This window comes from Paenibacillus pasadenensis, from assembly GCF_002864175.1.
Lineage (GTDB): Bacteria > Bacillota > Bacilli > Paenibacillales > Paenibacillaceae > Paenibacillus_O > Paenibacillus_O pasadenensis.
Window position 1 is genome coordinate 23848 of sequence record NZ_NFEZ01000004.1, and the last position, 19060, is coordinate 42907.

A 19060-nucleotide genomic window follows, 5' to 3' on the forward strand; every position below is an offset into this window, starting at 1 on the left:
AAACGGGGTGAAGCACCGCATCATCCGCGCGAGGGGAGCTTCGCCGCGGCTGCCAGGCCGCTCTCCGAACGACCCGGAGCGCTTGCGGGGCAAGGGCTCGCGCCCCCAGCCGACAGCGCGGCGCGGGCGGCTCGACCCGGACGCGCCGCGTGTCGGAAAAAACTTTCGGGCAGAAGCCTTGTTCTGACAAACTTCATAAAAACCGGCCCCTATAATCAGACCTACACTAAGGCGGAAATGGTGGTGCCGAAATGAAGGAAAAGGCCAACGTTGTTTTGTTCCCCGGCCAGCCTCGGACAAGCCGCGCGGCGGAGGCGCTGCGCAGAGGGAGGGAAAGGGCGGCCCAGTGGAGAGTATTCCAGCTGATCGCCGCGAAGCGCTGGACGATCCTGCTCGCTGTCGTCGGCTTCCTGCTCGGTCGGGCGGTCATCCTGGAAAACCTGATGCCGTTCGCTCCCGCGTACTTCGCGGTCATCTACTTCCTGCGCAGGGACATGTACAAGCTGACGGCCGTGTCGCTCGTCGCCGGCAGCCTGCTGGCGGCGACGCCGAGCGCGATTCCGATCGCGATGGAGATCGCGGTGCTGTTCCTGCTCCTGAAGGGACTGGAGGTGTACGAGAAGGCGGAGCTGTCGCAGGCGCCGATCCTCGTGTTCCTGGCGACGCTCGTCGTGAAGCTGTTCGGGGCGTTCGTGCACGGGACGCTCGGCTGGTACGACCTGATGATGGTCGGCGTAGAGTCGGCGCTCGCGTTCGTCCTGACGCTGGTGTTCGTGCAGGCGATCCCGGTGCTGACGATGACGCGCAAGAGCAACTCGCTCAAGAACGAGGAGATCATCTGCCTCATGATCCTGATGGCGTCGGTCATGACGGGGGCGGTCGGGTGGAGCATCCAAGGGCTGTCGCTCGAGCATATCCTCTCCCGCTACATGCTGCTGCTGTTCGCCTTTGCGGGAGGCGCGCCGCTCGGGGCGTCGGTCGGCGTCGTCGCCGGCCTCATCCTCAGCCTCGCCAATCTGAACGCGGTCGTGCAGATGAGCCTGCTGGCTTTCTCGGGACTGCTTGCGGGGCTGCTGAAGGAAGGCGGAAGGATGGCCGTCGCGTTCGGCATGCTGCTCGGCACGTCGATCCTTTCCTTATATGTAGGCGGAGGGATGGACGTCATGGCGAGCACCTGGGAATCGGTCGTCGCCGCCGCGCTGTTCCTGCTCACGCCGAAGCTCGTCGTGAAGACGATCTCCCGCTACGTGCCGGGCACGAGCGAGCATGTGAAGTCGCAGCATGAGTATGCGAAACGCGTCCGGGAAGTGACGGCGCAGCGGGTGACGCAGTTCTCGGAAGTGTTCCGCCAGCTGGCGAGCAGCTTCGGGCAGCTCAATACGGCCGCTCCGCAAAAGCCGGCCGAGGAGGAGCTCGAGCATTTCATGAATGCCGCCTCCTCCAAAGTATGCGCCAGCTGCCACCGCAAGGATATGTGCTGGAGCTCGAAGTTCATGGACACCTACAAGATGATGACCGAGATGATGACGACGATCGACGAGGGGGAGTATACCGGCAAAAAAGACATGCCGAGGACGTGGACGAGCCATTGCAGCAAGACGCATCCGGTCATGAACGCCCTGCAGCAGCAGCATGAGCGCTACAAGCACGATCTGCACTGGAAGCGGCAAATCTTCGAATCGCGTCAACTGGTCGCCGACCAGCTGGCCGGCGTCTCGCAGATCATGGAGGATCTGGCGAGGGAGATCCAGCGCGAGGGGCAGCAGCTGCATCTGCAGGAGGAGCAGATCCGCGACGCGCTGGAGGCGCTCGGGCTGTCCATCCACGGCATCGACATCATCAGCCTCGAGGAAGGGAATGTGGAGATTGAGGTTTATCATACTTTCCCGCAGGGACACGACGAGGGCCGCAAAATTATTGCGCCGCTGCTCAGCGACATTCTGGGCGAGCATGTGGCGGTGAAGGCGGAGCGGGAGCCGCTGAAAAACGGCGAGCCCCGGCTGCTGCGCTTCGGCTCGGCCAAGGAGTATGAGGTCGCGACCGGCATCGCCGGCGCGGCGAAGGGCGGCGGGCTGCTGTCGGGAGACAGCTTCAGCACGGTCGAGCTCGGCAACGGCAAGTTCGCGGTCGCGATCAGCGACGGCATGGGCAACGGGGAAAGGGCGCGGCTGGAGAGCAGCACGGCGCTCAGCATCCTGCAGCAGCTGCTGCAGTCGGGCATGGACGAGCAGCTCGCGATCAAGTCGGTCAACTCGGTGCTGATGCTGCGCTCGCCCGACGAGATGTTCGCCACGGTGGACGTGGCGCTGATCGACCTGTACACGGCGCAGACGACATTCATGAAGATCGGCTCGACGCCGAGCTTCATCAAGCGCGGCAGCGAGGTCATCCCGGTGGCCGCCAACAACTTGCCGATCGGCATCCTGCAGGACATCGACGTCGACCTCATCCGCATGCAGCTGCAGCCGGGCGACACGCTCATCATGATGACGGACGGCATTTACGACGCTCCGGGCCATGCGGTCAACAAGGAGCTGTGGATGAAGCGCATCATCCAGGAGATGGCGACGGACGACCCGCAGCTGATCGCGGACATGCTGCTCGAGCGCGTCGTGCGGCAGTATAAGGGCGAGATCGTGGACGACATGACGGTCGTCGTGGCCCAGGTGGACAAGCATCTGCCGGAGTGGGCGACGTTCCGCTGGCCGGGCCTCAGCAAGCTGGAGCGGCCGCGCACGGTGAGCTAGAGCGGCAGGCAGGCGGCGAGGCAGAGCGGAGACAGGACGGAGCGCCCGCGGCATCGGCCGGCAGGGACGGACATCTGGTGGAGGACGACCGGCAGGGACGGGTCCGCGATGGCCGATGCGAGGCAGGGAAGGGCCGGCATCCGAGGGATGACGGACGTTAGGGACGGACATGGCGGCGCCGGGCCGCATGGCGCGAATCGCGTACGGCAGAGCCGCAGAGGGCGGTCCGCCGGAACCTTGAGCATAGATCAACCGCTCGACCAATCAAAGGAGGAATTCGATCATGACCACTCTTATCCGCAGAAACCCGGGCAGCGCCCGTTCCCGCAAGAAGCGCGAAAGCCTGCAGCAGAAGCAGCAGCAGAGGCTCGAGGAGCAGCTGCGTCTGCAGGAGCAGCAGCAGCTGGAGGCGGCGCGCCGCCGCCGGGAGCAGGAGCGGGAAAAGCGCCGCGAGGCGGAGGCCCGGCTCGAGGAGCTGCGCCTCGAGGAGCTGCTGATGCGCGAGATGGAACGGATGCGGCTCGCGGCGGACAAGAAGCGCGGCAAGCGGCTGTGGACCGCGGAGGAGCGGATGGCGCAGCGCGCGTTCGCCGCGGCGCTCATGGAGACGGCGGCGGCCGCGCAGGCGGAGCGCGAGGCCGAGCGCTCCGGCTATGCCGAGGGCTGGATGCCCGCGGCAGCCGCAGCCGGCGGGCGCGCGGAGCGGGCGGCGCGAGGACGGCGGCGGCGGAGCGGACGAGCTCCCGCGCGCAGCTGGAGCTCGTGGCGAACGGCGCAGCCGCACGGCGGCGGGCGCGGCCGCGCCGCCGGAGGCATGGCGCNGCCGGGCACGGGCGGCGCGGCGGAGGCGCGGCAGGGGGATGCCGCGCCGGGAGCCTTGCCGCTGGGCCGGGCGTCTGCCGGCCATGGAGCTCGCCGCCGACGTGCTTGCGGCGGCGGGGAGCGGGCGGCGACGAAGCCGCGCCGCCCAGGCGCTCCGAAGGCGGCGCGGACCGGTGCGCAGCCCATGCGGCGGCGAGGAAGGACGCCTGCGGCTCGTGAGGCCGGGGCGACCTCCGGGAAAGGAGGCGCGCGGCGGCAAGCCCCGCTGAGCCCGGCGCCGGAGCCGGGAGCGACAACCGAATAGCTTCCCGAACTTATCCATTCGACGCCGAGCCTCGCCGGGTCCGGAGCGGTCAGCCGTCCGCCCGCCGCGCCAAGGCTCCGCGATTCCATATCTCGCTCGGCGCCTCATCCGGCGCCGAGTCCGCCCTACCGAGCGGGCGCCTTATGCGGCGCCCCGAGCCAGCGCTCATCGAGCGAGCACCTTTTAAGGCGCATAGAGCCAGCATCCTGGCCGGCGCCTCATGCGGCGACGCGCCAGACCTTGCCGACCGGCAGCCCCCATTCGGGCTGCCGGTTTTTTTCATTGCCTTCTCCTGTCAGGCGTCGGACGGAGAGGGGCGGCGAGCGCTCAAACGGGCTGTCTGCTGCCGTTCGGGACCTAGGGTTCAACGAAGGCCAAGACGGCCTTCGCTTCCCTTCGCCCCTTGCGCGCAGCGAACAATCCGGCCCTCGCCGAAATTTTTGTTCAAAATGAAGTCGCCGCTGAAAACCTGACATTTCACCGTCGGAAGCCTGAATTCATATGAATTTGCAAACATTCTGCATCTATTTTCATTCATCTTTGAATCAATTTGCATCTCATTTACAAAAAACTAATGATACTCATGATGAATATTCATCTATGCAAGCTAAAATTTTCCGCTATAATAAACGCAATATCCTCTATTATCCTCAAGGAGCTGACGAATTTGCCTTCTCACCCCGTATCCTTCTTGATTCGCTCCAAACGAAACATCAGCCTGTTCACGGTGCTCGCCTTGCTGGCGACGCTGCTGCTGCCAGCCGGCATGGCGACGACCGTCCGCGCCGCGGCGGCCGGCCATGTCGTCATCAGCCAGATCTTCGGAGCTGGCGGCAACAACGGCGCGCCGTACAGCCATGATTTCATCGAGCTGTACAATCCGACGAGCGAGACGGTGAGCTTGAACGGGTGGAAGCTGGAATACGCCAGCAAAGCCGGCGGCTTTCCATCGAACAACAATATGACGCTAAGCGGCTCCCTTGCTCCAGGAGGCTATTTCCTGATTCAGCAAGCCGCTGGCGCGAACAGCGCCGCATCGCTGCCGACCCCGGATGCGTCCGGTTCCCTCGCTCTCGGCGGCACGGACGGCAAGGTCCGCCTGTCCGATGCTTCCGGTGCCGTCGTCGACATGGTCGGCTACGGGGCGGCGACGACGTTCGAAGGCTCGGGCCCGACCAAGGTTCTGTCCAACACGACCGCGGCGATTCGCAAGCCGTCCGTCACAGGCGGCAACGACCGCGGCCAGGATACGGACAACAACGCAACCGACTTTGAAGTCGGATCTCCGGCTCCGCGCAACAGCGCCTCCCCGTCCGACGTGCCGTCGGTCGTGACGGTCCAGCCCGTGACGGGCAGCCCGGCTCCGAACGCATGGCCGGCCGGCACGGCGGTGACGCTGTCGACGGCGACGGCTGGCGCGTCCGTCTACTACTCGACGTCCGCCGATTCCACGTATCGCGCTTTCACCAGCCCGATCGTGCTGACGGAGTCCGTCACCTTCCACACCTATGCCGCCAAAGAAGGCGCAGAAGGAAGCATCTCCCGCGACCTGGCCTATGATGTGCTGGCCAAGCAGTCGGTCGCCGACGCCCGCCTCGCTCCGGTCGGACGCAACGTCTGGACGGAGGGCGTCGTTACCGCCGTAAACGGCAGGGAAGTCTATCTCCAAGACAATACCGCCGCCATCGTGCTGTATGACTATCCGGACCAGCTCCGCGCGGGCGACCGGGTCAGCGTGCAGGGCGAGATGGTCCACTACAACAACCTGCAGGAGCTGAAGCCTGCAGCCGGACTGAGCCTCGAGATCCTGGAGCGCGACCAGCCGGTGCCGGCGATCCGCGCCGTCACGCCGGAGCAGCTGGCCGCTCCGGCCGGCGAGGCGCTGGAAGCGCAGTTCATCTCCATCGACAATGTGACGATCGGAGCGAAGTCCGGCAGCACCTGGTCGGCCAAGCAGGCCGGCTCCGACACCAGCTTCGCCATCTTCTCCAGCTCGGCCAAGGTCAAGGAAAATGCAGCCTTCGACCGCGTCATCGGCGTCGTCAAGCAGTACCAGGGCATCTACCAGCTCGTGCCGCTGCATGACGGCATGCTGGTCGACCAGCTGTTCACCGTGCTCGCGAGCCCAGCCGGCGGCATCGTCGCTCCTGGAACCCGCGTGGCTCTGAGCGTGCCGGCCGGCGACCTGCCGATCCGCTACACGACCGACGGCTCCGAGCCGACCGCGTCCAGCCCCCTTTACGAGGAGTCGATCCTCGTCGACCGGGCGATGACGATCCGGGCGTACGCCACGGACGGCGAGCAGCGCACCGAGACGCTTTCCTTCTCCTACCAGCTGGCGGGAGAGGTCGGCATCCGCGACATTCAAGGCAAGGGCCATGCTTCCCCGTTCGTCGGCCAGACGATCCAGGGCGTGAAGGGCGTCGTCACGCAGCTCGGCTACAATTTGGCGAGCGCGACCCCGTCCTACAAGGGCTTCTACATCCAGACGCTGGAGCCGGACAATGACCCGGCCACCTCCGAGGGACTGTTCGTATACAGCACGGATGCGTCCAAAAAGCCGGCTGTCGGCGATGTCGTCGAAGTCAGCGGCAAGATCGACGAGTACAACGAAGGGCTGGCGACAAACCTGACGACGACGCAGCTCGCGCTGGCCAGCATCTCCGTGCTGGAGAGCGGCCATGAGCTGCCGGCTCCGGTCGTGCTCGGCGCCCAGGGACGCCAGATTCCGACGCCGACGATCGACGATGACAAGATGACCGTCTTCGATCCGGAGAACGACGCGATCGACTTCTTCGAATCGCTCGAGGGCATGCGCGTCCAAGCTCCGGCTCCGGTCATCACGAGCCCGTACTGGATCAGCAGCGGCCTGTACACGATCGCCACGCGCATCGACAACGGCTCCAGCGAGCTGGTGACGCCGGCCGGCGGCCTGGCGCTCGGCGCGTACAAGGACTACAATCCGCAGCGCGTCCTGATCCTCTCGTCCAATCCGGGCTTCGAGGTCGGCACCGGCGACCGCTTCGCCGGCGACGTCGTAGGCGCGCTCGGCTACCATGCCGGCAACTTCAAGCTGATCCCGGCGCCGGGCAGCCTGCCTGCAATTGAGACGAGCTCCTTTGCCCAGGAGACGACGACGCTGCAGCCGGAGGGCGACAAGCTGCTCGTCGCCAGCTACAACATCGAGAACTTCTACCCGGGCGTCAAGGCGGAGAAGATCGAGAAGCTCGGCGACTCCATCGCGCATAACCTCAAGGCGCCGGACATCATTACCGTCATCGAGATGCAGGACCGCAACGGCGAGACCGACAACGGCATCGTCGAAGCGGACGCTACCGCGCTGATCCAGTCGATCGCCGCCAAGGGCGGACCGACGTATACGTACGTCGACATCGCTCCGGTGAACAAGGAGGACGGCGGAGCGCCGGGCGGCAACATCCGCGTCGGCTTCCTGTACAACGCCGAGCGCGTGCAGCTCGCGGACAGCGTGCAGGGCCGCAAAGGCGGCTCCACGGAAGCGACGGCCTACGATGCCGCTTCCGACTCGCTGACGCTCAACCCGGGCCGCGTCGACCCGACGAACGACGCGTTCGCCTCTTCGCGCAAGCCGCTGGCCGCGCAGTTCGTGTTCCAAGGCCGCAAGGTGATCGTCGTCGCGAACCATTTCAACTCCAAGGGCGGCGACCAGGGGCCGTTCGGCGCGGCGCAGCCGCCGATCCTGTCCAGCGAGACCCAGCGCCACAAAATCGCCGCCGTCGTGAACGGCTTTGTGAAGACCATCGTCCAGGCGAATCCGGAAGCGAACGTCGTCGTCACCGGCGACCTCAACGACTTCCAGTTCACCAAGACGGCAAAGGTCCTCAAAGGCGGCGAGCTGGCGAACCTGATCGACACGCTGCCGGCCGAGCAGCAGTACACGTACACGTACGACGGCAACTCGCAGGTGCTCGACCACATCCTCGTCAGCCGCAACCTGCTGGTCGGCTCCAAGGTCGACGTCGTTCACCTGAACGCCGACTTCCCGGAATCGCGAGGACGCGTCTCCGACCATGATCCGGTGCTCGCGCAGATCGATCTGACGCCGGCGCCGAAGCCGGACTTCCGCATGACGCTGCTGCATACGAACGATACGCATGCCAACCTCGACACGACGGCGCGAGCGCGGTCAATCCGCTGCTCGTCGATGCGGGAGACGTGTTCTCCGGCACGCTGTATTTCAACAAGTACGAAGGCATGGCCGATCTGGCGTTCATGAACCTGATGAAATACGACGCCATGACGTTCGGCAACCATGAGTTCGACAAAAACGCCGATGTGCTGGCCCGTTTCGTGCAGGGCGCGGCGTTCCCGTTCGTCTCGTCCAACGTGGACTTCTCTGGCGAAGCGGCGCTGCAGGCGTTCGTCCGCCCGGCGGCGGGAGCCGGACAAGCGGCGGCAGGCAAGATCTATCCGACGATGATCAAGGAAATCGGCGGCGAGCAGATCGGCCTGATCGGCCTGACGACGCCGGACACGGCCAACATCGCGTCTCCGGGAGCGGTGACGTTCGCCGATCCGGCCGTTAGCGCCGCAGCCGCCGTCAAGCAGCTGCAGGAGCAAGGCATCGACAAGATCATCGCCCTGTCCCATCTCGGCTACGAGGAGGACATTGAGCTGGCGCAAGCGGTGGCAGGCATCGACGTCATCGTCGGCGGCCACTCGCACACCAAGCTCGAGCAAGCGGTCGTGGACCGCACGTTCGAAGCGCCGACGCTGATCGTGCAGACGGGAGAGAAGGGCCAGTTCCTCGGCCGCCTCGATGTCGCCTTCGACAAGGAAGGGGTCATCTCCGAATACGCCGACAAGCTCATCTCCATCGAGGAGAAAAACGGCAGCGCCTATGTGCTGGCGAACGATCCCGAAGCGGAGGCGCTGCTGAAGCAGGACTACAAGCCGGGCGTCGACGCGCTCGGACGCGAGGAAGTCGCGAAGTCGACCGTCGTGCTGAACGGCGTCCGCGATGACGTCCGCACCAAGGAGACGAACCTTGGCCGCCTGATCGCCGACGGCATGCTGAGCGCAGCCCGCAAAGCGGGCGCGAACGCGACGCTCGCGCTGCAGAACGGCGGCGGCATCCGCGCCTCGATCGAGGCCGGCACGATTACGCTCGGCCAGGTGCTGACGGTGCTTCCGTTCAACAACGATCTCGTCACCGTCAAGCTGACCGGCAAGGAAATCCGCGAGGCGCTCGAAAACGGCGTTTCCAAGCTTCCGGCCTCCGATGGACGCTTCCCGCATGTGGCGGGCATGCGCTTCTACTACGACTCGCTCAAGCCTGCCGGCTCGCGCGTCGTCAAGATCGAGACGCTGCAGCCGGACGGCAGCTACGTCGCCATGAAGGAGGACGCGACCTACGAGCTCGCGACCAACGCCTTCACCGCGCGCGGCGGCGACTTCTACGACTCTCTGGCCAAGGCCTACAACGAAGGCCGAGTCGTGCCGCTCTATCTGCCGGACTATGAAGTGATGGAAACCTATCTGAAGGAAAAGAAAACGATCGATGAGAGCACGGCTCCGGCGGGCCGCATCATCGACCTGAAAGGCAGCCCGCTGCCGGTCGATCCGACGCCAACGCCGACATCGACAACAACGCCGACGCCAACGCCGACAGCAACACCGACAGGCACGGCGACGCCGCAGCCGACGGCTTCGACAACGCCTGCGCCTACAGCCAAGCCAGGGGAGATCGCCGCCCCGCTGCAGCTGAGCGAACAGGCGGGCCTGACCGTCGGAACCGTGACCGTCGGAGCGGAGCAGGCGCTTGCCGCGCTGCAAGCCGCAGCCGACGGCAAGCTGACCATCGCTGCATCCGCAGCCGGTTCCTTCGACCGGACCGAGGTGACGCTCGCTTCCGGCACGGTCGCCGCCCTGCTGGGCGCGCCGAGCTTCCGCGAGGCAGCCGTATCCTCGCCGCAGGGCAGCTACGTCCTTACCCGCGCGCTGCTGGAGTCGCTGGCCAAAGGTGCCGCCGACGCCGCGCTGACCGTCAAGATCGGCAGCGGCCAGGCAGGCCTCGACCTCGCCAAGGCTGCGGGACTGCCGGCAATCGGCGCTGCCGAGTACGAGCTTGCGCTGACGGTCGACGGCAAGACGTCCGAGCCGAACCGCTTCGGCTCCTACGTTCCGCGCTCGCTCAGCCTCGCTGACACTTCAGCCGTGACGGCGATCGTGCGCCTCAGCTCCGACGCCTCCGGCCAGCTGGCCTACGTGCCGGTACCGTTCATCGTGCAGGACGGCCAGATCGTCTTCTTCAGCCGCGGCAACAGCAGCTATGTCGCCCTGGGCGGCGCAGCCGCCGCCTTCGCCGACATGCGCGGCCACTGGGCCGCCGCGGCGGTGCAAGAGCTGGCCGGCAAGCGCATCGTCGCCGGCAAGACCGCTTCGGCGTTCGCTCCGGGCGATGCCGTGACGCGCGCCGAGTTCGCGGTGCTGCTGGCCCGCACGCTCGGCCTGACCGCCGGCTCCGCCGCATCGTTCACCGACATCGCGGCGGGAGCCTGGTACGCGGACGGCATCGCCGCCGCTGCCGAGGCGGGCCTGATCGGCGGCTACGAGGACGGCAGCTTCCGTCCGCAGCAGCGCATCACCCGCCAAGAGATGGCGGTCATGACGCTGCGCGCCGTGCAGCTGGCCGGGCGCCAGGCCTCCGCTCCGCAAGCGGAAGCCGTCGCCTTCGCCGACAGCGGCCGCATCGCCTCGTGGGCCCAGGCAGCAGCGGCGGAGCTTAGCCGCTACGGCCTCATCCAAGGCGACGACCAGGGCCGCTTCCAGCCGCTCGCCGGCGCGACTCGCGCCGAGAGCGCCGCGCTCCTGCAGCGCCTGCTGGCCCAAGCTTCGTTCGAATAGACATCCCTGTAAAAACGAACCGCTCCTCGGGATTTTTCCGAAGAGCGGTTCGTTTTATTGCGTTCAATGAGAGTTTCCTTTGATCCACATGTGCTGAAATGGAGGCAGCTGCATCTTTTAGGTGATGGAAGACAATCTAGAGGAAGGGACTTCCCGATGACTCCATTATCCAACAGGTAAAATTATTAACAGTTAATGAGAACTACTTTTCTGAATTTAGGACGAAGAAGACCGTCCCCTAAGGGGACGGTCTTCTCTTTTAAAGTACGTTTAATCTTTTTAGGACCGCAGTGGACAAAGTCCAAAGGGCATTGTTTAAGGCGCTCCAGACAGTATAGCATATATCTTTAGATAAATGCAATAGTTTATTGTGAGTCATTTTCTCGGCTTGCAGCTGCTGTATTAGTTGCCTGCTCCATTAGTTTGATAGCCGACGAATATCTGGGTGTAAACAGTTCCAAAATTTTATTATCGATTAAATCTAAAAATGGTGCGGGCAATTTAAACACTTTATCAGCAGCTCTTCTTGGCTTGTAGATCCGTAGTTTGCTAATCGGTTGTAATTGGTTTGGAATAGCAAAAGCCTCTTTTCCATTAAGATCTTCCAAAACTCCTATATATATTTCATGCTTATGTAAGATACTCCTAGGTTGGCTATTCTCAAGAGATCCGAGAGGCACGACATTTACGACCGGATTTGATTTCTCATTTTCATCCACTACGACTGCATAATGAAGTCCCCCGATTTCCGATCCTGGATTAAACCCAAAATTGACAAAGATGATCTCTCCACGATTATATTTTCGGAGCTTCGATGGTTCAAAACCTGTTTCCCACTTTAGGTACTTGTTTTGAGTTTCCATCCATTCCAAAAATATTTTTCCTCATTTTAGTCCCATATTTTCAATGGTACGTTCTAAATCAGCGATTCTCTCCTTTAAAATGCTATGCCAATGAGCGTCTTCCTTTAAAATCGTCATCTCTTACCTCCTCTATGCATGTGAATTGAAAATATCATGCAGATCCAAATATTACAAACTAATCTGATTTTGATTTCCTTGTATGAATGTTGCGCCCGCATCCCTTGACATTCTCCCGCATAGGTTATATGGTTAGTTACATGAGTAATTAACCAATGTGGTGGTGAGGCAAGTTGAGCTTTCTCAAGGATGACGGGAGGCCGATCTTTCAGCAGATCGCGGAGAAGATCGAGGATGACATCGTAGACGGATCGCTCCCGGAGGAAGGGCAGGCGCCTTCGACGACGCATTTCGCCCAGTTCTACGGCATCAATCCGGCGACTGCGGCCAAGGGCGTCAATCTTTTGGTGGATCAAGGCATTCTCTACAAGAAGAGAGGGATCGGCATGTTCGTGGCGGAAGGGGCGCGGGAGCGCTTGATGGAAAGACGCAGGGAGCAGTTCTACGAGCAGTACGTCGTGCCGCTGCTGCGCGAGGCGGAGAAGCTCGGCATCGACAGCGGCCGGCTGGCGGCCATCATTCAGGAGAAAGGGAGGGGCTGAGCATATGATGACCGTCAAGGACCGGACGCAGGCCGCCTACGCGCTGGAGGCCGACCGGCTGACCAAGAGCTACGGCGCCCAAAAGGCGCTGGACGGCGTGAGCCTGAAGCTGGAGGCCGGCCTCATCCACGGCCTGCTCGGGCGCAACGGCGCGGGCAAGACGACGCTCATGAGCATCGCGACCGCGCAGCTGTTCGCCACGTCCGGCGAGGTCCGCATCTTCGGGCAGCAGCCGTACGAGAACCGAGAGGCGCTCAGCAAGATCTGCTTCATCAAGGAAAGCCAGAGATACCCGGATATGTTCCATGTCGAGGACGTGCTGGCGACGGCCCGCGCGCTGTATCCGAACTGGGACGAGGCGCTCGCCGGCGAGCTCGTGGAGTCGTTCCGCCTTCCCCGCCGCAAGAAGATCAAAGGCTTCTCGCGCGGCATGCTCTCCTCGGTCGGCATCGTCGTCGGGCTGTCGAGCCGGGCGGAGCTGACGCTGTTCGACGAGCCGTACCTCGGCCTCGACGCCGTCGCGCGCTCGCTGTTCTATGACCGCTTGATCGAGGATTACGCCGAGCATCCGCGCACGGTCGTGCTGTCGACCCATCTGATCGATGAGGTGAGCCGGCTGCTGGAGGCGATCCATGTCATCGACGGCGGCCGGCTGCTCCTGAGCGAGGATGCGGAGTCGCTGCGTTCCCGCGCCTACCGGGTGAGCGGCTCGGCCGCCAAGGTCGACGCCGTCACGGCGGGCCGGAGAGTGCTGCGCCGCGAGACGATCGGCGGCTCGGCTGTCGCCTCGGTGCTGGCCGGCGAGCCGGGCGAGAACGGCATCGGCCGGGCGCGTGAAGCCGGGCTGGAGGCGGAGCCGCTGCCGCTGCAGCAGCTGATTGTCGACCTGACGGCCCATGCGGCCCGCGGCAAGGAGGAATCGGCATGAATCGAGGACTGAAAAGCATCCTTACGATGTATCGGAGAGACAAATTCAACTGGCTGCTGCTGCCTTGGCTCATCCTGCTCTCCAGCTTCACGGTGAATCTGGTCGTCGCCTTCTCCGTGAACCGCGGCGGCGGCGAGCAGTCGTTCACGACCGGAGGACTGCTGTCGATCATCATCTACATGTTTATCGTCGGCATGATTTCCGTCTACTGGACCTTCAACTTCGCGCTCAGCCTGTGCATCAGCCGGCGCGACTACTTTACGGGGAGCGGCATCGCCTTTCTCGCGATGTCAGCGTTCCACGGCGCGCTGCTGACGGTCGCGACCTCGATCGAGCAGGCGATCGGCGGCTGGTTCGGCATGCACTTCTTCGTCATTCCCTACACGACGGACGGTCCGTTCTGGCAGACGTTCGCGGTCTATTTCACGGCGCTGCTCTTCGCGGGCTACGGCGGCTTCGTGTCCGGCAGCTTGAGCCGGCGCTACGGCAAGCGGGGGAACTTCCTCTTGTACGGCGGCGCGTTCATCCTCGGCGGCGCGTTCACCACGATCGCCTCGCTGCGCGGCTGGTGGGTTCCGATCTTCGACTGGATCTCCGGCCTCCAGATCAGCCTGCAGGGAGTCTGCCTGCTGCTGCTCGCGCTGGCCGTCCTGTTCGCGACGCTGTCCTGGCTCATGCTGCGCCGCTCGTCGGCGAGAGCCTGACCTCCCTTTGCCGCTTCCTTCGGGGAGCGGTTTTTTCTTTTCTCGACCGGGTTCGCTTATAATAGAGGAAAAGAAACGACGAGGAGCCCGCAGGCTCCCGCCGGAAGGAGCGCGAAAGAGCATGGCCAAGCTGTCGGAACCGTTCCGCCTGAAAGGGCTGGAGCTGAAAAACCGGATCGTCATGGCGCCGATGTGCCAATATTCCGTCGAGGAGCAGGACGGCACGCCGAACGACTGGCACTTCGTCCATTATGTCTCGCGCGCGGTCGGCGGCACCGGCCTCATCATCATGGAAATGACCAACGTCGAGCCGGACGGCCGCATCACCAGCCGCTGCCTCGGCCTGTGGGACGACGCGCAGATTCCGGCCTATGCCCGCATCGTGCGGGAATGCCAGCGCTACGGCGCGCGCGTCGGCGTGCAGATCGCCCATGCCGGGCGCAAGGCGACCGACGCCGAGCAGCCGGTCAGCAGCTCGCCGATCCCGGTCGAGCCGACCGGCTGGAAGACGCCGCGCGAGCTGACGACCGCGGAGGTGCGCGGTCAGGTCGGCCTGTTCCGCGAGGCGGCCCGGCGCGCGGTCGAGGCCGGCTTCGACACGATCGAGCTGCACGGAGCGCACGGCTACCTCATCCATCAGTTCCATTCGCCGTCGCTGAACCGCCGCACGGACGAGTACGGCCAGGACAAGCTCCGCTTCGGATGCGAGGTGATCGCGGCTGTGCGCGAGGTCATGCCGGCGGACATGCCGCTCATCCTGCGCTTCTCGGCGACCGAATACATCGAAGGCGGCTACGAGCTCGACTACGGCCTGGAAATCGCCCGCCGCTACAAGGAAGCCGGCGCCGACATCCTGCATGTGTCGAGCGGCGGCGAGGCGCCGCCAAACGGCAAGCGCCAGCCCGGCAACTATCCGGGCTACCAGGTGCCGATGGCCCGCGCCGTGCGCGAGGCGGCCGGCATCCCGGTCATCGCGGTCGGCATGCTGGACGAGCCAGAGCTCGCGCAATCGGTCGTGCAAAGCGGCGACGCCGATCTTGCCGGAATCGGGCGCGCGTTGCTGCGGAATCCGTACTGGGCGGTCGACGCGCTTCTCAAGACCGAGGGGCTGCGCACCGAGCAGCCGGCCTACAAGCGCGGCTACCCGCTGAAGTAGCGCCCGGCCGGACGGCCGCCCGGGCGCTCCCGCTGGCCCCGATCCGCCGCGCCGCAGGTCTAGATCTCTCCCGATGGGGCAACACTGAATGATAGAGTTCAATCTATCAGCGGGAGGGATTGCGATGAAGCAGATTCTGCTCATTACGGACGGCTGCTCGAACGTCGGCCTGAATCCGGTCGTGGCGTCGGCGGAAGCCTTTGCGGAAGGAATAACGGTGAACGTGGTCGGCGTGCTCGACGGAGGCGACCTCGGCGAGTACGGGGCCAAGGAGATCCAGGAGATCGCCCATGCGGGCGGCGGCATGAGCCGCATGGTCAGCACGCGGCAGTTGTCGCAGACGGTGCAGATGATGACGCGCAAGACGGTCGTGCAGACGATCCAGCAGGCGGTGCAGAAGGAGCTCAAGTCGGTGCTCGGCGGCACCGGCGCGCTCGAGGACCTGCCGCCGGAGCGGCGCGGGGAAGTCGTGCGCGTCATCGACGAGCTCGGCGAGACGAGCCGGCTGCGCGTCGCCCTGCTGATCGACGCCAGCGCCAGCATGAAGCCCAAAATCGCCGCCGTGGAGGAAGCGATCCGCGACCTCATGCTGAGCCTGCAGTCGCGGCAGGGCGAAAGCGAGCTGGCGGTATTCCATTTCCCGGGCGACCGGCACGGCGACGACGCGGCGCTCGATCGCGAGTGGACGAGCGATCTGAGCGGCGTGCAGGCGCTGTTTCCCAAGCTGCAGATGCGGGGCACGACGCCGACGGGACCGGCGCTTCGCCAGGTGATCCAGTATTATCGCGACAGCGCCGGCGACCGGCGAAGGGGCGGCGAGGAGGACGAGATGAGGAGTGGCTACGTCGGCTAAGCTTGATCTGGACCGGGGCATGGTCATTACGGGCAAGTGGCGCCGCCGCCGGTACCGCGTCGAGCGGATGCTCGGAGAAGGCGCCAACGGCAAGGTGTACCTGGTCCAGCAAGAGGGCCGGCTGCTCGCGCTCAAGGTCGGGATGGACACGGCGGACCTGCAGTCGGAGATCAACGTGCTCAAGGCGCTGGAGAAGCAGCAGCCGCGCGGCGGCGGGGCGAGCCCGTACCTGCTGGACGTGGACGACCTGAAGCTCGTCTCCGGCAAGGAGTACCCGTTCTACGTCATGCGCTACGTGCGCGGGGCCAAGCTGCCGGCTTTTCTGGCCGCGAGCGGCGACGAATGGTTCCCGCTGGCCGGATACAATCTGCTGCTGCGGCTCGCCGAGCTTCATGCCTCCGGCTGGGCATTCGGCGATCTCAAGATCGACAACGTGCTCGCGGCCGAGTACGGGCGCGTCGAGCTGATCGATTACGGCGGCGTGACCGCCTTCGGCAAGGGCATCCGCCAGTTCACCGAGATCTACGATCGCGGCTATTGGAACGCCGGCACCCGCGCTTCGGATGCCGGATACGACCTGTTCTCGTTCACGGTGCTGTGCGTGCAGCTGTTCGCCGAAAAGGAGCTGCATCGGGCCGCCTCAGGCACGCTCCCGCAAAACCGCAGCGCGGGCGACGTACTGAAGCTCGCCCAGGACGCGCCGCAGCTGCGGCCGTTCTCCGGCTGGCTGGCGCGCGCGCTCGCGGGCGGCTTCGCCGACGCGGCGGAGGCGTCCCATGCCTGGAAAGCTGTCATGCACCGCGTCTCCCGTCCCGCGAAGCCGGTGCCTTGGTGGACCAAAGCGCTGTTTCTGGCCGCCGCCGCAGGGCTGGCGGCTTCGGTGTTCTGGCTGGGCGGCGGGCTCGGCTAGAGCGAGAGGATTCGACGACAAGGAGGAAGCGTCATGGCATCAACCGATTCCGGCCAGCCGGACTGTACGCGCCGGGAGCCGCTGAGGCCGCCGGCAAGCGCCGGCGATCCGGACCGCGTGCATCGGGAGCTGCTGCGGATGGGCGCGGACGAGCGGCTCTGGGAGCCGGGCGACACGGTGCTCGTCGCCGTGAGCGGCGGGCCCGACTCGATGGCGCTGCTGCATGCGCTGCATGCCGCGGCGCCGCAGCTCGGCGTGTCCGTGGCCGCGGCGCATGCCGATCACGGGTTCCGCCCGCAAGCCTCCGCGCGCGAGGCCGAGACGGTGCGCGGCTTCTGCGCCCGGCTCGGCGTGCCCTGCGAGACGGCCGAGCTGGACGTGCCCGCGCATCTGGCGGAGCATGGAGGCAACAAGCAGGCGGAAGCCCGGAGGCTGCGCTACCGCTTCCTGCTGGAGGCCGCCGAGCGGGCGGGGGCGCCGCGCATCGCGCTCGCCCATCATGCGGACGATCAGGCGGAGACGGTGCTCATGCGGCTGCTTCGCGGCAGCTCGTCGGCAGGGCTGTCCGGCATTCCGCTGCGGCGGCAGGAAGGAAAGGCGGAACTGATCCGCCCCCTGCTGCGTATACATAAGCCGGACCTGCTGGCCTACTGCGAGCGGCATGGCGTTCCGTACGAGGAGGACGCCAGCAATCGCTCGGCCGACTACACGCGCAATGCGATTCGGCTGGAGGCGATGCCCTATCTGGAGAAGTTCAACGGACGGCTCGCCGAATCGCTCTGCCGGACGGCCGAATCGGCGTCGGCCGAGTCGGACTACCTCGATGCCAGGACCAAGGAGGTTTTCGCCTCGAGCGTCGTGTCCGAAAGAGGCGGTTTGACGATGTCCGGCGCGGCTTTTGCGGCCCTCCACGTCGCTTTACAAAGAAGATTGATTAAACTAATATTAGATTATCTTGCTCTGGAAATGGCGCCCTCCAGCTTTGACGAGGTGGAGCGGATCCGTGTCGGCGCGCTGTCCGGCACGCCTGCGAGCTGGCGGGTCGACCTGTCGAGAGGACTGCGGTTCCGACGGGAATACGGCCGGCTTGCCTGGACCCGCCGCGCGGACGAGGAGCCGCTGCCCTACGCGGTCGAGATCCCGGAGCCGGATGGCGTCTGGACGATCGCGGAGGCGGGGCTGGAGATCCGGTTCAGCGCCCATCGCCACACGAGGGACGGTACGGCGCGCTTCGCGGCTTCGGACGCGGACGCGCGGACCGCTTTTTTTGATTGGGACAAGCTGGAGCTCCCGCTGCTTCTCCGTCCTCGGCGCAGCGGCGACCGGATGCGTCCGCTGGGACTAAACGGCACCAAAAAGGTGCAAGATATGTTCGTTGACGGGAAGCTGCCTCCTTCCAGGAGGCCCTTCCTTCCGCTGCTGTGCGACGGCGGCGGACGCATCCTTTGGATTCCGGGCCTCCGCCGCTCGAGCCATGCGCTCGCGGACGAGGGCACGCGGCTGCTGCTGCGCGCCGAGGTCCGGCCGGCCGGCGGCTCGAGTGAGCCCGCCGGCGAATAACCGGACTTATTCCGCTCATAAGAATAGGATTAGACGATTCGGGAGGAACCATCATTGCATAATGACATTCAAGAAATTCTGCACAGCGAAGAGGAGATCCGCGACAAGGTCAAGGAGCTCGGAGAGATTCTGACCCGGGACTTCGAGGGCCGCAATCCGCTCGTCATCTGCGTCCTCAAGGGCGCGTTTATTTTCATGGCCGATCTGGTTAAAGAAATACGCGTGCCGCTGGAAATGGACTTCATGGCCGTCTCCAGCTACGGAGCCTCCACCAAATCCTCCGGCGTCGTCAAGATCATCAAGGATCTCGACGTCTCCGTCGAAGGCCGGGACGTGCTCATCGTCGAGGACATCATCGACAGCGGCCTGACGCTCAGCTATCTGATCGACGTGCTGGAGCGCCGCAACGCGAAGTCGGTGACGGTCGTCACGCTGTTCGACAAGCCGTCCGGACGCTCGGTCGACCTCAACGCCGACTATACCGGATTCACCCTTCCTCATGCTTTTGTCGTAGGCTATGGACTGGACTATGCCGAGTACTACCGCAACCTGCCGTACATCGGCATCCTCAAGCCGGAAGTCTACCGCAAATAAGCTAGAGTCCGCGAGGCTCTGAGCCCGCTTGGGTTCTGTTGAGATCGCCGGAGCGGCTATGGTAAAATATTTGAA

Annotated in this window: 12 protein-coding genes; 11 read left to right on the forward strand and 1 reads right to left on the reverse strand. The window is 64.5% G+C overall.

Going from position 1 to position 19060, the window contains the following annotated elements:
* Nucleotides 1-251 precede the first annotated feature (251 nt).
* The 3 genes from spoIIE (at nt 252) to B8V81_RS09800 (ending at nt 10758) form a co-directional block, all read left to right on the forward strand.
* A complete protein-coding gene (gene spoIIE / locus B8V81_RS09785) occupies nt 252-2747 on the forward strand; it encodes a stage II sporulation protein E (RefSeq protein ID WP_028598288.1) in 2496 nt (831 codons plus the stop codon).
* 1793 nt (nt 2748-4540) lie between these two features.
* A complete protein-coding gene (locus B8V81_RS09795; RefSeq protein ID WP_180968415.1) occupies nt 4541-8128 on the forward strand; it encodes a chitobiase/beta-hexosaminidase C-terminal domain-containing protein in 3588 nt (1195 codons plus the stop codon).
* A complete protein-coding gene (locus B8V81_RS09800; RefSeq protein WP_101808280.1) occupies nt 8068-10758 on the forward strand; it encodes a 5'-nucleotidase C-terminal domain-containing protein in 2691 nt (896 codons plus the stop codon). Before B8V81_RS09795 ends, B8V81_RS09800 begins: the two co-directional genes overlap by 61 nt.
* A 365-nt stretch (nt 10759-11123) precedes the next feature.
* Here B8V81_RS09800 and B8V81_RS09805 read toward each other — a convergent pair whose 3' ends face one another.
* Entirely contained in the window at nt 11124-11621 is a 498-nt protein-coding gene (locus tag B8V81_RS09805; RefSeq protein WP_244912813.1) for a type II toxin-antitoxin system PemK/MazF family toxin, read from the reverse strand.
* Between the two features lie 290 nt (nt 11622-11911).
* Here B8V81_RS09805 and B8V81_RS09810 point away from each other — a divergent pair, with 290 nt between their 5' ends.
* The 8 genes from B8V81_RS09810 to hpt all read left to right on the forward strand — a co-directional run bounded on the left by B8V81_RS09810 (nt 11912) and on the right by hpt (nt 18985).
* A complete protein-coding gene (locus B8V81_RS09810; protein ID WP_028598290.1) occupies nt 11912-12280 on the forward strand; it encodes a GntR family transcriptional regulator in 369 nt (122 codons plus the stop codon).
* A 4-nt stretch (nt 12281-12284) separates the two neighbouring features.
* Entirely contained in the window at nt 12285-13208 is a 924-nt protein-coding gene (locus B8V81_RS09815) for an ABC transporter ATP-binding protein (RefSeq protein WP_240478982.1), read from the forward strand.
* Entirely contained in the window at nt 13205-13912 is a 708-nt protein-coding gene (locus tag B8V81_RS09820; RefSeq protein WP_101808281.1) for a hypothetical protein, read from the forward strand. Before B8V81_RS09815 ends, B8V81_RS09820 begins: the two co-directional genes overlap by 4 nt.
* Nucleotides 13913-14033: 121 nt before the next feature.
* Complete coding sequence (locus tag B8V81_RS09825) at nt 14034-15068, forward strand: NADH:flavin oxidoreductase/NADH oxidase (RefSeq protein ID WP_101808282.1); 1035 nt, start codon at nt 14034-14036, stop codon at nt 15066-15068.
* A gap of 124 nt (nt 15069-15192) precedes the next feature.
* A complete protein-coding gene (locus B8V81_RS09830) occupies nt 15193-15921 on the forward strand; it encodes a vWA domain-containing protein (RefSeq protein ID WP_028598294.1) in 729 nt (242 codons plus the stop codon).
* On the forward strand, nt 15905-16831 hold the full coding sequence (locus B8V81_RS09835) for a protein kinase domain-containing protein (protein ID WP_101808283.1): 927 nt from the start codon (nt 15905-15907) through the stop codon (nt 16829-16831). Before B8V81_RS09830 ends, B8V81_RS09835 begins: the two co-directional genes overlap by 17 nt.
* Nucleotides 16832-16864: 33 nt before the next feature.
* Nucleotides 16865-18391 (forward strand): tRNA lysidine(34) synthetase TilS, encoded by a 1527-nt coding sequence (gene tilS / locus B8V81_RS09840; protein WP_101808284.1) that lies wholly within the window; start codon nt 16865-16867, stop codon nt 18389-18391.
* A 54-nt stretch (nt 18392-18445) separates the two neighbouring features.
* Nucleotides 18446-18985, forward strand: a complete 540-nt coding sequence (gene hpt / locus B8V81_RS09845; RefSeq protein WP_028598296.1) for a hypoxanthine phosphoribosyltransferase — start codon at nt 18446-18448, stop codon at nt 18983-18985.
* Nucleotides 18986-19060 lie beyond the last annotated feature (75 nt).

Excerpts from the sequence above, each read along its gene's own strand:
- spoIIE (WP_028598288.1), top strand. The coding sequence starts at position 252 with ATGAAGGAAAAGGCCAACGTTGTTTTGTTCCCCGGCCAGCCTCGGACA.
- B8V81_RS09805 (WP_244912813.1), bottom strand. The coding sequence starts at position 11,621 with ATGGAAACTCAAAACAAGTACCTAAAGTGGGAAACAGGTTTTGAACCA.
- B8V81_RS09815 (WP_240478982.1), top strand. The coding sequence starts at position 12,285 with ATGATGACCGTCAAGGACCGGACGCAGGCCGCCTACGCGCTGGAGGCC.
- B8V81_RS09820 (WP_101808281.1), top strand. The coding sequence starts at position 13,205 with ATGAATCGAGGACTGAAAAGCATCCTTACGATGTATCGGAGAGACAAA.
- B8V81_RS09825 (WP_101808282.1), top strand. The coding sequence starts at position 14,034 with ATGGCCAAGCTGTCGGAACCGTTCCGCCTGAAAGGGCTGGAGCTGAAA.
- B8V81_RS09830 (WP_028598294.1), top strand. The coding sequence starts at position 15,193 with ATGAAGCAGATTCTGCTCATTACGGACGGCTGCTCGAACGTCGGCCTG.
- tilS (WP_101808284.1), top strand. The coding sequence starts at position 16,865 with ATGGCATCAACCGATTCCGGCCAGCCGGACTGTACGCGCCGGGAGCCG.